Genomic DNA, 16,219 nt, shown 5'->3' with positions numbered 1-16,219 from the left:
TCTGCACCGGGTTTGCTACACTGATAAAATGCGAAGAACATTTCATGTACATGAAATGCTCTTCGCATCGTTTACTATTTACTGAATGATGACCATCACATGTGCGCAATGATTCTTCATGTGATATTTAATTACTTTATTACAACCAATTTCAAAGGCGCAGTAAATGTATTTCCTGTCAGGCGAATTACATATGTACCCGCAGCTAAAGGATTCGTTAAGCTGAAACGTTGTGCTTCACCAGAAAATAATTTACTATAGATAATTCTTCCACTGCCAATTTCAGTAATCTGTAATACCTGGTTTGTACCAACCGGATTTTTTGGTATTGACAAATTAAGCGTAGCGCCATTCACTAAAGGATTTGGATAGAATGCAAATTGATCTTTTGGCTGTTCCAGAATCAATTGAGCGTCTATATTTTGACGCATAGCTACTGTTGCTATCCTGCAATCACTCTGTCCGTTGGTAATTGACTGGATTGCATATTTTGTTGCAGCAATCAGACCATCTGCATATTCAGCAGTCAGCATACTTCCTCTTAGCGCCTCCACTTTATTGATAAATGCATTCAACTCATTGATGCTGGCATTGATATTGCCATTTGTACAATTCATTAATGAATTTAATAATGAAGCGTTCAAAGCTGTTTGAATACCTTTTTTAATCTCAACATCAGTTATTGATGTAATCATGCTGTTTACGAAGCCACTCATATTGAATACAGGATCACAACTATTACCTATACCATCATTATCAGTATCATTTTGGTCTGTGTTTGCTATCAAAGGACAATTATCTACTGCATCTAAAACGCCGTCATTATCATCATCGCTATCACAAACATTTCCCATACCATCACTATCTGTATCAAACTGATCGACATTAGCAACTAAAGGGCAATTGTCAGCTTCATCTAAAATTGTATCGTTATCATCATCTGCATCACAAGCATTTCCGGTACCGTCAGCATCTGTATCTGTCTGATCTGCATTTGCAATCAACGGGCAGTTATCTACACCATCTAAAACGCCGTCGTTATCGTCATCTGCATCACAAGTATTTCCCATACCATCACTATCTGTATCGAGTTGATCAGCATTTGAAATCAACGGACAATTATCTGCCCCATCTAAAACACCATCATTATCATCATCAGCATCACAAGCATCTCCCGCACCATCATGATCTGTATCTGTTTGATCAGCATTTGCAGTTAAGGGACAAACATCAGCAGTATCCGGAACACCATCATTATCATCATCAGCATCACACGCATCCGGCACTTCATCTCCATCGGTATCAACCGCAGTAGTGAGAATAGTAAACTTATCGAAGAGTGGCAAAACTGTTCCCGTACTTGCAACTGCAATTGTATTTGTTCCTTCTTTAAGACGGACTAACAGATTAAAACTGCCCGGCGAACCTCCCTGGAAGCACCACATACCCGAAGAAGGGAACTGAATGCTTCCTAATGATTCTCCATTTACCTCTACCCTCGCATTACGGGCACCGTTTGAAACATAATCCACTTTTAAAATATAGTTGCCTGCAGCTGGCACCATTACATTTGTAAATGTTAATCGCTTACTGGTGACTGAACTTGGATTGAGATTTATATACTGTCCGTTAGAAGCGGTAGTGCATACTTCTAACGCTGCTGCACCTGTGTATTGTCCACTTTCTGCTTCAGCAGTCCAAACTGCTGTAGCAGTTGGAGAAATGTAACAGCTGATATCCGGTTTTCCTGCCTGCAAGGTTAATACATCGAACGAGCCTATATAACCGGAAGATGCTGCATTCTTTCCTGTACAGATCAGTTTGATCCGGTAACTTCCTGCAGACAAATAAACAGAACCAAAATTTGTGGTAGCACTGCTTGATGTTGCAGCGTAAAGATCCACTTCCTGATCAAAGGTTTGCCACTGCCCGGGCGACAGTTCGATTGCCATTTTATATTTACCAAAGCCTGTAAACTTAAATGCTTTCAGATCATATGAGTAATAGCCGGCTTGTGCATGGCACACTGACCCAAGGATCAATTCATCTCCTGCTCCGTCTGCTGCTAACCTAAGAACTTGACCGCCCGATGCACCGCTGTTATTAGTTATACTTGCTGAAGCACCTGTAGATGTAAATGGAATTGCTTCCATTTCTTTTGCGCCGGCAAAACACTCGTAGTCATTCAACTGCCAGACACGCACATAATCAAAGTAAGCTCTGGTTAACTCCCCTAATGGTTCTACAAGAAAATTATCTCCATTAAATCCAAAACTTGCACCATCAGACAACCAGAGATATTCATCTGCATTTACTTTCCATTTGTCGCCTGTATATGAAACTTTAAAAACACCATCATAATAAATATTGATATAAGTGGGCGTCCATAACATACCAAATGTGTGATAGCCAACATGCAAGCCCGGTGTAGTATATTGTTTCGTATTTGCTTGCGTTATTCCTGCAGTATATCCATCTATATGCATCACTGCTTTTGTATAATCTTCCATCCAGGCCGATTCAAACACATCAATCTCTGCACCATCATTGGCAGTGCCATCCACATTTCCCTGGTTATCGCCTTGGAACCAAAATGCAGTATGGGTTCCTTTGCTTGCCTGCGCAATTTTTACTCTGCACTCATAATAACCATATTTGGTTTCGTATTTATTATTTGAATTAACAGAACCGCAATGCATCCTGTAGGGACCAACTTTATCAACCCTCAACACTAAGTTTCCATTTTCTTCAAACGCATTATCAGGTTTCCAAAACCAACTGTAAATTCCTAACCCCGGACGAGGTGATCTTGATGTTAAGCTTTCCTGGATGGTCCACTTTGTTTGATCAATTGTATTGTCATTAAATTCATCACTGAATGTTAAACTCCACGGAGCTGGTAAATTCGTTACAACAGGTTTGGCCTGTGCCGGTGTTTGCGGATCTACAAAGCCTGTTTGGGCTACGAGTACATTTGAAACAATAATACTCAGCAAAAGAAAAATTGCAGCTTTGAAAAAATACGACGGTTTTTTTTTCGCAAGTAAATTTAGCAGCATGGTATCGTTAGTTTTAGTGATAATTATATTCATGAGCTAAATCATTTCATGAATTATTTCGACATACTAACTTAAACTATCACCTTTAGTTGTGTGGTGCCATACAATTCAAAAAAGAGGTGCTAATTACTCTTATCAGACTTATAACGAATAATAGTTCGCAATTACGCTGAATTTGTTTAACTGTTTACGAATGCTGCATAAACGGAGTAATTGAAAACAAGATGTAAGTAGAACCATAAACCTCAAGAAAGATATAAACCAGTTCCTATTGTTTACTATAGTTTGATCACCGATAACTCATATAAAGAAGGGGCCGCCGTTGCCTTTAGTATTTTCAATCGCAACGTGGTTGTTTTGTAATTGCGTGGCAGCATGATGACTTTGCAATCACCCATCGGCTCTGTACCTAAGTAGATCGTTTGCCATTGCCCATTCTGTAATATATCAATGCTATACTCTTTTATTCTTCCTGTTCTTATTTGTGAAAATCCATCGGGCAAGTTTTTGGTATCCTGGTATTCAAATATGCTGATCTTATTAAATGCTTCAGCAGGATTTAGCTCAATTGTTAATTCAGCTAAGGTATCTGCGGCAAGCCAACGGCTGTCAAGGCTTCCATCGTTTGCCAATGATGCGCTGTATGTAATGTCTTTGTCAACAAACTCACTGCTTGCAGTAACCGGTTTCAGAAACGAAATAAATTTTCCATTTTTTGGTAATGGTTTATTGGCCGACAATCCTAATCGCTTTCCTAATTCAATTACAGCAAGCGCCTCGTACTCTCTTATCCTACCTGTTTTATCCGGCGGTACATTTATCACCAGTGAATTATCATTATCGGTACACCAGTAAAATAATTCCTGTAACTCATCCAGCTCTCTTACCGGAAGCTGTACTGATTTTTGAAACCAATTCCAGCGACTGCTGAGGCAAATCGTGTGTTCATAAGGCAAGTAATAAGATTTGCCTTGATGCAGGTATTGTTTTTTATCAAATTTGGTAATGATCTTGGGATCCCACAATCTGAAATCACTCGGGAAGTAATGAAAGAAATATTTATTGTCTTCCGTCATTAATGAAGGCAATGTGAATTTCCGTTTGCCTTCTTCATTTACGATGGTATGATTAACGCTTACAGCACACTTGGGGTTATACTGTTTCACCAATTTATACACCTGGTCGATGCCCCAATCACCGGGATTTCTTTTCCAGCCACCATCAAGCCACAACTCACAAACAGAACCATAGTTGGTGAACAATTCTTTTAATTGATTGAGCATATAATCAATATACTTCTGCGGATTGGTATCGTTAAACGAAGGTTCATGTCTGTCCCAAAGAGAATAATATATAGCAAACTGCAGCCCGTATTTTTTGCAGGCATCTGCAACCGCTTTCACTACATCTGTTTTAACCGGTGAAGAAGCTACATCATAATCAGTGTACTTACTGTCCCATAAACAAAAACCGTCGTGATGTTTTGTAATCAGCAATACATAACGAAAGCCTGCTTCCTTTGCAGTACGGACCCATTGATCAGGATCGAGGTTAGTTGGATTGTATGCACTTGCAGGCGTAGTACCATCCGACCATTCCAGATCGGTAAATGTATTGACTCCAAAATGAATGAACATACCATAACCCCGTTTGATCAATTCTTTTTGTGCAGAGTTTGGCGTAGTGGCCGGTTGTAATATTTGCGCAGTGGAATTACAGCAAGCGATTACAAGTATCAAAAAGATAAATGCACGTTGACACTTCGTTTTTAAACTCATGAAATAACTATTGAGAACCGTTTAGGTTTAGAACTATTATAATTCGTAAGACGCTGTAAAAAATACAGTAACAGCAATTTTTATTTAGCAGTTGCATCCTTCACGCATCTGAACCCTGTATGCTCAAGTCCGGTATCAGGACTGCTTTTCATTCTTCTTGCCACACGGTAACCACTGCAATAACTGTCGTTACAAAGAAAACTTCCGCCACGTAAAACTCTTTTTGGTGTATAGGGATCTTGCGGATCGAAACTTTTTTGCGGACCCTTTGGATTTGCAACTGTATTGTTTGCTACTGATTTGTAATAATTATGATCGTACCAATCGCTGCACCACTCCCAAACATTTCCTGCCATATCAAACAAACCATACCTGTTACAGGTATATGTTTTTACCGGAGCGTATTTCATAAATCCATCACGTTGTTCATTTAAGTAAGGGAACTTCCCTTCCCAACTGTTTGTCTTCGGCGCTCCGATATTTACATGTTCATTCCCCCATGGATAAATATTATTGTTCAACCCTCCTCTTGCAGCAAACTCCCACTCTGCTTCTGTTGGCAAGCGTTTACCTGCCCATTTGCAGTAAGCGATAGCATCATCCCAGCTCACATGTACGACCGGAAAATTTTCTTTGCCTTTAATATTGCTGTTAGGTCCTTCGGGATGTTTCCAATCAGCACCCGCTACCCAACTCCACCATTGAGAATAATTATTAAGATCAACCGGACCATTACTCGGCTTAAACACCAATGATGCTGCTACCAATAAACTATCAGCTGGTTTTTCTGTTCCGGGCGGCACCGTCTTTTTTAATTCTTCCCAATCGGGTTTCCGTTCTGCAGTAGTAACGTAACCTGTTGCATCAACAAATTTTTGAAACTGTGCATTGGTTACTTCTGTAACATCCATGTAAAATGCATCAATCGTTACTTTGTGCTTTGGATATTCATCTTCGGATGCCTGTTCATTATCTGCTCCCATTTCAAATGTACCACCAGGTATATAAACCATGCCTGAAGTACTTGTATCGCCATTAAATCCAATAGCTGATGAAGTATCTGAACCGAACCTTGTTGGAACAGCCATGCATGAATGAGCTGAATCCTGCTTTTGATTCTGTGCTGAATCGGTTGAATTATTACAGGAACCCAAAAGCAGTATTAGCGCTAATGGCAAACTTGAATAAAAATAAATTGTACAACTCCTCAATAAAAATGACAACGGCATATCGATTGTTTTTTCCACGAATAAGCACTAAGGTCGTACAACCGGAGCGATTTTTAATTTCTTAATCCGGTATTTTTTCAATTAACAAATATAATCGACAGTTAATGCCCCTTTCATTTCGTAACAACAGTAATGAGTGATGTTTTTAAACCGGGTGAGGAAGCTTCAATTTTCACTTCTCCTCCTGTACCTTTTTTACTCTTAATTACCAGCAAACACAACCCGTTAAATACTTTTCTGTAATTAGCCTGAAATGGCTCAGTAGATGCGGCGTTGCCATTATCAACTGCGGCTATCGTTGCCGGCCCTGATATTTTAAAATCAACTTTATTATCGGCAAGTGCACAGAAGTTCCCATTCTCATCTTCAATTTTCACAGTTATAAACGACAGATCTTCTCCATCAGCACTGATCACTTTCCGATCAGGCACTAATTTGATTTGGCTTGGATTCTTCGCTGTGTTGATTGTTTTTACAGCCGCTTGCTTTCCATCTTTGTAGGCAACTACTTTTATTTCGCCTTTTTCATAGGGCACATTCCAGTTTAGACGATAAGGAGAATCGAAATACTTGGGTCTGTTTTTCCATGCAAAAAAGGAAACTGGAATCCTTGTTTTATCTACCCCCATTTTTTTCCTTCCGTATGATTTACCATTTACAAATAATTCTGCTTCATCGCAATTAGTGTAGCAATACACAGGTATTTCTTTGATGCCGCTTCCTTCCCAGTTCCAGTGTGGTAACAGATGAACCATTGGTTCAGTAGTCCACCGGCTTTGGTATAAATAAAAACGATCTTTCGGGAAGCCAGCCAGATCTACTGCGCCGAAATAAGAACTTCTCGATGGCCAATCAACATCCCAGTTGCCATGTGTAAGATTATCTTTTCCCCCGTAAGGCGTTGGCTCACCTAAATAATCAAAACCTGTCCAAACAAACTCACCCATAATATTGGGCAAAGAATCCTGGAAATGAAATTCAACATCGGGAGGATAAGCCCAGTTTGGACTTTGATTATCGTAACTGCTTACCTGCAACGATGGATGCTTATCATACTTTTCCAGTGGTAAATGATACACACCTCTTGATGACACACAGGATGCTGTTTCTGATCCGTAAACGATCCAGTCTTTATACTCTTTCATCGTTGAAGCGTAGTCTGCCGGTTTGTAGTTGGCACCCACTAAATCTATTTCAGCAGCAAGGCCATTTTTAATTGCTGCAGTAAAATTGTTGAAGCCTGCTGTTGTTGGTCTGTTGGGATCTTCTTCTTTACAAATTTTTGCAAGTTCTCTTGCTATGAGATAACCATCTTCTTTGTTTTGCTCCCTTATTTCGTTACCGATACTCCACATAATAATGGAGGGTCTGTTCCTATCACGACGAATCATATCACGCAAATCCTGTTCATGCCATTGAGCCCAATATTTACTGTAATCATTTTCTACTTTCGGCATTTCCCAGCAATCAAACGCTTCTTCCTGTACTAAAAGTCCCATCTTATCACATAGATCCAATTGCTCAGGCGATGCAGGGTTATGTGATGTACGTATCGCATTCACACCCATCTCTTTCATGATCTGCAACTGACGCTCTGTTCCTCTGTAATTAACTGCTGCTCCCAACGCACCCAGATCATTATGCAAACAAACACCCTGCAATTTTACCCGTTTGCCATTCAAAAAGAATCCTTCTCTTGAATACTTAATGGTACGTATGCCGAAATTTTCAACATAGACATCAACTGGACTATTATTTTTATAAATCGTTGAAATTGTTTTGTAGAGATGTGGTGTTTTCAAATCCCACAACTTGGGATTCTTTACTTCCAGTTCCTGAATAATTTTTGCTTCGTTTGCAGTGAAATTAAACTTGCTCATCGTAGTTGCAACTTCTGATCCATTTGCATCTATAATGCTTGTCTTCATTTGATAATTCCCCGCATTATTTTTTTGCTTACTTGAAATAGTTGTTTCCACCTTCACCCTTGCTTTATCCTTTGCAACAACTGGTGTGGTAATATGATTTCCCCAATGCTTTACATGTACCGCATTCTTCACTTCCAACCATACATTTCTGTAAATGCCGGCACCGGTGTACCACCTTGCTGACAGCTCCTGCGGATTTACTTTTACAGCGATCACATTTTCGCCTCCATATTTAATGTAGGAGGTAATGTCAATTTCAAAACTGCTGTAACCATAAGGTCGTTCATATACTTTCTGTCCATTAACATAAACAGATGAATTGTACATGATGCCATCAAACTCCAGTGTAACAATTTTTCCTTTTGCTGATGCATCTATTTTGAAATGCTTACGATACCATGCTTTATCAAAAATGGGAAGTCCACCAGTACGTGGATTATACTCCGGTTTGAATGGTCCTTCAATAGCCCAGTCGTGTGGTAACGATAATTTTCTCCAATCTGAATCTTTGTATTGAATTTGAGATGCTGCAGAATCTGTTGTTTTATTAAACAGCCATCCTTCATTAAACGAAAGCCGTTTTCTCAATGAGCTTTGTGCTGAAAGAGAATTATACAGGAATAGAATACTTATCAATAGAAGTGAGCTTCTATACATTAGTCGATGGCTCATTATATGTTTATTTTTTAGATTATTGCTTATAGCCTGGATTCGGCGTAAAGCCGCCGGCCTTATTGGATGCAAGCCATTTGTCCAGTTGATTCTTCAATTGTTTTGCTACCTGAACATTTTGAGCAGCCAGATTTTTCTTCTCACCTATATCAACTGAAATATCATACAGTTCGATACTTTCATCTTCGTAATGATAGATCAACTTATAGTTTCCTTTTCTGATGGCCGCACCCGGTTTACCACCCTGGTTACTGTAATGCGGATAATACCAGTACAATGCTCTGTCTGTTGATTTGCTGCGATTTGATAAAAGTTTTAAAATATTTTCACCTTCAACAGCAGGTTCTTTTTTATAGTTTTTGTTCATGGCTGTTACAACAGTAGAAAAAATATCAGATGTGGTAACAGGTATATCTGAAACAGTACCCTGCTGCAGTTTATCCTTCCAATACATCACCATCGGCACTCTTATTCCTCCTTCATACAACCAACCCTTACCTGCTCTCAATGGAGTATTTGTTGTAGGACTTCCTTCGGCTGTACTCAATCCGCCATTATCTGATGTGAAAATGATCAAGGTATTTTCGAGCAATCCCTTTTCTTTTAATGATTGAATGATACGGCCAATATTCCAATCCATGTTTTCAATCATAGCAGCATATACTGCATGATCTTGTACTAATCGTAGTTTCCAATCGTTCTCATACTTCATCCATGCTTCATTTTTAACGAAGCGGTCCTTGTCAGTATAACCAAGTCGTTGCTGCTTTTCTTTATACTTTCTGATCAAAGCCTGCGGAGCTTGTAAAGGATTGTGAACCGCATATAAAGAATACATCAGGAAAAAAGGCGATTGCTTTTCCTTTTGAATAAAACTGATGCACTCGTTGGCCAATCTGTCAGTTACATATTCACCTGCCGGGCCATCGGGCAATGTAGGATTGCTGTAAGGAGTGAAATAGCCACCGGTGCTGTCATTAATCTTTCCATAAGGTCCACCTTTACTCCAACCACCAAGATTCGTTTGAAACCCTTGACTCAAAGGCCAGTATTTTTCTTCTTCACCCAAATGCCATTTACCTGCAAAGAATGTTTGATAGCCATTTTTCATAGCATGTTCTGCCATTGTATTTTCGCTGAGTGATAACTCAAAAGCAGTAGCTGGTGTAATTAATTTCTCAAATGGTTTTGCTTTCCCATTTTCCTGTCGTCCTTTGATCCAGTCTGTAACTTTCGTGTTGATCGGATTTTTTCCGGTCATCATGCTTGAACGTGTAGGGCTGCAAACAGGACTGGTTGTATAATTATTGGTAAACTTTATTCCTTTTGTTGCCAATGCATCAAGATTGGGCGTTTCATAAAATGTACTTCCGTAACATGAAAGATCTTTCCAACCCAGATCATCTGCAAGTATCACAATGATGTTGGGTTTGTTCTTGTTCGTTTGCGCTTCTGTAGTGATTACTGATACTACACTACAAAAAGCAACAAGCAGATATTTCAATGAAGTTTGCATGATAATAAATTCGAGAAAGGGGTCGAAATCAATATTTTTAATGACTGCCTTGTTTAATTTTTACAAGTAAGGCTTGCATCTCTTTCACTTTTTCAGAATATGCCGCAGCTACATTTTTTGTCTCACTGGGATCATTTGTCAAATTAAATAATTGCGGCTCGGGTGAATTACCTAACTCGGTATTTGTATCCTTATTGATCTTCGGGCCTTTGGAAGGTTCAATATATTTCCAGTTGCCAACCAATAACGATAGTGTTGAGTTGATTGATTGCTCAACTAAATATTCACGGGGCTTATTTGTTTGATTGAGTAAAACCGGCAAATAGTTTTTACTATCCGGCGCCTGCCCTTCTTCTACTTTAACGCCTGCAAGTTTTGCTAAGCTTGCATACAAATCAACCTGGCTGAATAACGCATTATTTACTTTGCCCGGTTTTATTGTTCCCTTCCAGCTTACGATAAAAGGCACTCTTGTGCCGGCTTCAAATGCGCTGTATTTACCACCACGATAAATACCATTGGGTTTATGATTACCTAGTTTTTCAACAGCATCATCTTTATACCCATCATCAATTACCTGTCCGTTATCACTTGTAAAAATGATGAGTGTATTTTCCAGCAGACCATTCTTCTTCAGCACTTCTTCAAGTTGCCCAACCGTCCAGTCTAATTGCAGCAACACATCACCTCTGGGTCCCATTCCGCTTTTGCCAACAAATCGTTCATGTGCTATACGTGGCACATGGATATCATGCGTGGAGAAATATAAAAAGAACGGATTTGTTTTTTGTTGAGTAATATAAGCAGTTGCTTTTTGCAAAAGGATGTTTGCAAAGTCTTCATCTTTCCAGAGAGCTGATGTACCACCGGTCATATAACCAATACGGCTGATGCCATTTACGATCGTCATATCATGACCGTGAGAAGGATGCATTTTCAACAGCTCCGGATTCTTCTTTCCTGTTGGCGCATTTGGATCAATTGGTCCTGTGTAGCTAACTTTAATCGGATCATTTTTATCAAGATTCACCACTTGTTGATTCTCTACAAATACACAAGGAACACGATCACCTGTTGCAGGAATTAAGAATGAATAATTAAATCCAATCTCTGCAGGGCCGGGTTTTATCTTCTCATTCCAGTCAAGACCTTTTGCATCACCAAGACCAAGATGCCATTTGCCAACTACTGCTGTGTTGTATCCTGCTTTTTGCAACATGCCGGGCAATGTTGTTGTAGTAACAGGAATGATCAACGATGCATCGCCAGGCGCAATACCTGTTCCTTCTTTGCGCCAAGCATACTTTCCCGTAAGCAATGAAAAGCGTGAAGGTGTGCAGGTAGCAGATGTTGCATGCGCATTGGTGAAACGCACACCATTCTTTGCCAACCGGTCAATATTCGGTGTTTGAATAGCTGATGTGCCGTAAGCACTTACATCACCATAACCCAGATCATCGGTATAAATTAAAATGATGTTTGGCTTTTTGTTTTTGGTTGTTTGGCTTTCTACAGCAACGCTGATTGACAATACAACCAGTGCAAGTAAGAATCGTTTGATCATTTTCTTCATATACTTTATTTCGAGGCTGGCTTACCTCTAAGTGATAGCTAAATTATCGCAAGCAATCTAACCTTTTCTTTCAAAAAAGGGGTGCTGATGTAGCATTTATAAAACTACATACTGCGTAAAATGATGCTAATTACTGAAATTCTATTTCTTGTATTCTGATGGAGACACGGCAAATTGCTCCTGGAAACGTTTCCTGAAATACTTGATATCGTTGAACCCTGCTTCATAAGCAGCTTCCGTTACGGAGTAGTTTCCACTTTCCAAGAGCTTTGCTGCATAATTGAGTCGGGCAGTCCGGATGAATTCATTACCCGACATGCCTGTTACAGCTTTTAGTTTCCGGTAAAAAGTTGATCTGCTCATAAACATGAGGCCGGCAAGATCATCGTTATTAAAATTACTGTTCGAAATATTGTCTTCCACCAGCTTCATCAGCCTTACCAAAAACTCTTCTTCAAAAGTTTTTATTTCAAAATTGCCGGTACCAAGAAAGATCCGCTTGGCATAAAACTCCTTCAACGTATTTCTTGAGTTGATCAGGTTATGAATATGTACCAGCAAGAGTTGCGAGTTAAATGGCTTAGGTAAATACACATCGGCTCCTTCACGAATTCCCTGCACATGGTGCGCCATATCCGATAAAGCGGTGAGAAGAATTATCGGAATATGCGATGTGTCTTTATCAGACTTCAACTTCCTGCATAATTCAATACCATCTACTTCCGGCATCATTACATCACTTACAATCAAATCGGGAATGGTTTCAAATGCTTTTTCAATACCCTCCCTGCCGTTTGTTGCTGTAACCACTTTAAACGACGGAGCTAATATCTCGTAGATGTACTGCAGCATATCAGATTCATCTTCCACCACCAATATAATCGGAAGATCCTGTTCCTGACTGATCTGATCATTTTCTTCAGGCATAATAACTGAATTTAAATTTGTATCAATGTTTTGGCTGGTATGATTCAAAGGCTCCGCAGGAATATTCAGTAAAGATTCAGCAACGTTTGACGGAGGTAAAGTTACAGTAAACAAACTGCCATGTGTGCCATCACTTTCAGCAACGATCTTTCCTCCATGCAGTTCGGTTAATTCTTTTACAAACGAAAGCCCGATTCCTGTACCGGAGATAGTCGTAGCATCTTCTGCCCTTCCTCTGTAAAAGCGATCAAATATCCGGTCAATTTCATTTGCAGGAATGCCACGTCCTGTATCCCGGATACTTATCTCACAAGACTGATCTGCATTTTTCTTTACGTTGAAAGTGATGCGTCCCCCATTAGGTGTAAACTTAAATGCATTCGACAAAATATTAAAAACGATGATCTCCAGTTTATTGTGATCGAACGTAAACGAAAGATATTTTTCCTGTGAATGAAAAGTATACTCTATATTTCTTCTATTTGCTTCATCATTAAAAAGAATATAAATGTCATTGCAAAAAGAAACGATCTCCCCAGGTTGCAATGAAAGTTTCAAACTGCCGGCTTCAGCTTTCTGAAAGTCCAGCAATTGATTGACCATGCGCAACATCCGCTTCGATTGTTTTTGAATAAGTCGAAGACTCTTCTCAACTTGCGTCTCAAACTTTTTCCGTTGCAGCAGATCATCCAATGGTCCAAGTATCAGCGTTAGTGGTGTGCGGAACTCATGCGAAATATTTGTAAACAAGCGCTCTTTAAAATCAGCTAATTTATTTTCCTGCTGCCTTTCAAGTTTGCTGAGTGTTAATTGATTCTTTAATGCAACCTGTCGCAACCCGAGATAACGTGTTAACCAAAGAAGAAAAATAAAGACAGCTACATAGATGCTGTAGGCCCACCATGTTCTCCATGGTGGAGGCAAAATCTTTATGGTTAATTCGTGTGGGGTTGGGTTCCATGTTTTATCGCTGTTTGTTGCTTTTACTTTTAATTGATAAGTACCCGCTTTCAGATTCGTAAATGAAACCAACCGATTATTGCCTGCATACACCCAATCTTCATTAAACCCTTCCAGCTTATACATGTATTCATTCTTATCAGGTGCATGATAATCCAACGCAGCAAATTCAATGGAGAAGATATTTTCCTTGTGGTTGAGCGTTATCGTTTCTGTTTTGTAAAACGGCTTATTCAGAATAGAGCTGTCTGTTTTGCCTGTACCAAATTCATAAGGAACATTATTCACCGTTAAATTGGTAAAGTAGATCGGCGGATAAAACTCGTTGATCTTGATACTGTCCGGGAAAAAATAAGTCAGCCCTTCTAATCCGCCAAAGAAAAAACGGCCACTTGCATCTTTACAGAAGGCGTTTTCAGAAAAAACAATTGACTGCACTCCATCACGCTTATCAAAAACGGCAAAGGATTTACTTGATTGATTAAATCGTACAATGCCCTTGTTCGTACTAGCCCAAATATTTCCTTTTTTATCAGGAACAATTGCATGAATATAATCGCTTGGCAAACCTTCTTTCGTTGTATAACTTATTACATTTAATGTACCGCCATCAAAACCAGCAATTTTGTTCAAGCCATATTGCGTACCTGCCCAGATGTTGCCAAACTTATCTTCGGCTAAACAAAGAATGGTATTGTTACTGAGGGAATTTTTGTTTTCATCGGTTTGAGTAAATACCCGGAAATTATCGGAGGATGGCTGATAGAGATGAAGTCCTTTGTAAGTTCCTATCCACAACCTTTTTTTCGAATCAACCAATAAGCAACTTACCCGTTCGTTTTGTAATGCACCTTTTACGCCATACGCAGGCAGGTAATTTTTAAATAACGGTTTCTTGCTTTTATCAAATCCAGAAATATAGCTTAGTCCGCTTTCCTGTGTGCCGATCCATATTCTGCCGGAAGAATCTTTTACGATTTGTGTAGTCTTTCTTCCGCTGATGGAAGTTGGATCTTTCGGCTTGGGTACAAAAACATCATACGCTCCTGCCTTTTGACCTGTATTTAAAATTCGGATCAATCCTTTATTTGTGCTCACCCATAAATAATCGCCCTCCTGAAGGAATGAACGGCTTTCATAGGGTAAACCCGTTGGATTATTTATTTCGGTATCATCAAGATTAATTTCAGTGAATACTTTCCAATTGGTTGAGTACTGAATACCGCCGCCTTTTGTTCCAAGCCAGAGTTTATTGAAAGGATCTACATAAACAGAAAGTACATGTGTACTTCCTGACAACGAACTCATTTTATTTTCGTAACCAATGTTTGAAAACTTTTTCTGTTTCAGATCAAATTTAAAAACACCAGTACCGTCAGTTCCGATCCATAACAAACCCGAAGGATCTTCCTGTATGGTTAAGATGATCTGGTTATCGTTTGTATAGATACCCGGAATATTTAAAGGTATTTTTTCAAAGGTTTCTGTTTTGCGGTCGAAGCGATTTAATCCTCCGCCCCATGTTCCAATCCATAAAGCACCTTTTGAATCAAGTAAAATACGATAGGTGTTATTTGAACTTAAAGAAGCGGCATCGTTTTTTTGATGACGGTAATTCTTAAACGCTTTTGTTGTGAGATTAAATTGCAGCAAGCCTTCGTTCCATGTGCCGAGCCACAGGCAGTTATTGGCTTTATCATTTACAATGGAGGTTATGTTGATGCCGCTAATGCCGAAGTTGTAAGAAGTGTCATTGACGAGATTCTGATTAATATGCTTCAATCCGCTGTTTGTAGCCAGCCAGTAACCTGCATTACCATCCGGTTGTATATCGAATGTCTTCCAAAAACTATTGAGAATTTTAAATTCACCTGTTTTCTTATTGAGGTATTGAAAACCTTTCCAGGTGCCGATCAATAATTTTTCGCTATCAGTATCTAATATGGAAAGAATATAATCGGCATTAAAGCCTGTGCTGTTAGGGTTTTTATTTGGATAGTTGGAGATTTTGCCGGTCTTTAGATCATATCCACTCAGTCCGCCTGACTTTGTGCCGATCCAGATATTATTCTGCTTGCCACTCTGCAATACTTCAATTGACTGACTAAGCAAATTATTGCCCTTTCCGAAGTCATTCTTCAGCAACTTCATTTCATAGCCATCAAAGCGTTGCAATCCACCTCTTGTACCAAGCCAGATGAACCCATTTTTATCCTGGATGATGGAAGTAACTTCATTATTCACCAATTCATCTGATATACTCACAAAGGAACTGGCCTGTTGCGTGTAACCGGCAAATGTTACAGCAATGAAAAGAAGAAAGCAAGCATATTTTTTTATGGACGAAGGCAAAGCGTTTCTAAATTAATCGTTACACGAACTTACAATTTAGATGAATTCCACGTTAGTTGAAGGTATTTTAAAAGCTTGCTACAGAACTACTATAAAAACAGCAGCAACGAAATAAACAGAAGCACCAACAGAAAATAAATTACGGCAAGTTTTATATTTATCCGCTGATTATTTTTTTCAATATTCTCACTTTTTTGTTTTGTAATCATACGATTGTGCTATTTA

7 protein-coding genes are annotated in these 16,219 nt (G+C 39.2%); all 7 read right to left on the bottom strand.

Translation table 11 applies throughout. The features are described from left to right. Nucleotides 1-131: 131 nt before the first annotated feature. The 7 genes from H4075_RS07365 to H4075_RS07335 all read right to left on the bottom strand — a co-directional run bounded on the left by H4075_RS07365 (nt 132) and on the right by H4075_RS07335 (nt 15,994). Nucleotides 132-3,059: a thrombospondin type 3 repeat-containing protein gene (locus tag H4075_RS07365; protein WP_182805537.1), complete on the bottom strand. Its 2,928-nt coding sequence runs from the start codon at nt 3,057-3,059 to the stop codon at nt 132-134. A gap of 278 nt (nt 3,060-3,337) precedes the next feature. Continuing rightward, complete coding sequence (locus tag H4075_RS07360; RefSeq protein WP_182805535.1) at nt 3,338-4,837, bottom strand: alpha-L-fucosidase; 1,500 nt, start codon at nt 4,835-4,837, stop codon at nt 3,338-3,340. Nucleotides 4,838-4,917: 80 nt separating this feature from the next. After that, nucleotides 4,918-5,925 carry a formylglycine-generating enzyme family protein gene (locus H4075_RS07355; RefSeq protein WP_255460384.1) on the bottom strand — a complete coding sequence of 336 codons (1,008 nt, stop codon included), beginning with the start codon at nt 5,923-5,925 and terminating at the stop codon, nt 4,918-4,920. A 254-nt stretch (nt 5,926-6,179) separates the two neighbouring features. Continuing rightward, nucleotides 6,180-8,666 (bottom strand): beta-galactosidase GalB, encoded by a 2,487-nt coding sequence (galB, locus tag H4075_RS07350; RefSeq protein WP_220494888.1) that lies wholly within the window; start codon nt 8,664-8,666, stop codon nt 6,180-6,182. 19 nt (nt 8,667-8,685) lie between these two features. Next, nucleotides 8,686-10,182 (bottom strand): sulfatase, encoded by a 1,497-nt coding sequence (locus tag H4075_RS07345; RefSeq protein WP_182805531.1) that lies wholly within the window; start codon nt 10,180-10,182, stop codon nt 8,686-8,688. A gap of 37 nt (nt 10,183-10,219) precedes the next feature. Then, nucleotides 10,220-11,755, bottom strand: a complete 1,536-nt coding sequence (locus tag H4075_RS07340) for a sulfatase family protein (RefSeq protein WP_182805529.1) — start codon at nt 11,753-11,755, stop codon at nt 10,220-10,222. A 141-nt stretch (nt 11,756-11,896) separates the two neighbouring features. Beyond that, entirely contained in the window at nt 11,897-15,994 is a 4,098-nt protein-coding gene (locus H4075_RS07335; protein WP_182805527.1) for a hybrid sensor histidine kinase/response regulator transcription factor, read from the bottom strand. Nucleotides 15,995-16,219: the final 225 nt, after the last annotated feature.

The sequence above is a fragment of the Lacibacter sediminis genome (assembly GCF_014168535.1).
Classification (GTDB): domain Bacteria; phylum Bacteroidota; class Bacteroidia; order Chitinophagales; family Chitinophagaceae; genus Lacibacter; species Lacibacter sediminis.
Note: the sequence above shows the minus strand (reverse complement) of the source record. Positions and strands in the feature narration are given on the sequence as shown.

What these genes read in the sequence shown, in the direction of transcription:
- H4075_RS07345 (WP_182805531.1), bottom strand. Translation starts at nt 10,182, where the DNA reads ATGCAAACTTCATTGAAATATCTGCTTGTTGCTTTTTGTAGTGTAGTA.
- H4075_RS07355 (WP_255460384.1), bottom strand. Translation starts at nt 5,925, where the DNA reads ATGGCTGTTCCAACAAGGTTCGGTTCAGATACTTCATCAGCTATTGGA.
- galB (WP_220494888.1), bottom strand. Translation starts at nt 8,666, where the DNA reads ATGAGCCATCGACTAATGTATAGAAGCTCACTTCTATTGATAAGTATT.
- H4075_RS07360 (WP_182805535.1), bottom strand. Translation starts at nt 4,837, where the DNA reads ATGAGTTTAAAAACGAAGTGTCAACGTGCATTTATCTTTTTGATACTT.
- H4075_RS07340 (WP_182805529.1), bottom strand. Translation starts at nt 11,755, where the DNA reads ATGAAGAAAATGATCAAACGATTCTTACTTGCACTGGTTGTATTGTCA.
- H4075_RS07365 (WP_182805537.1), bottom strand. Translation starts at nt 3,059, where the DNA reads ATGCTGCTAAATTTACTTGCGAAAAAAAAACCGTCGTATTTTTTCAAA.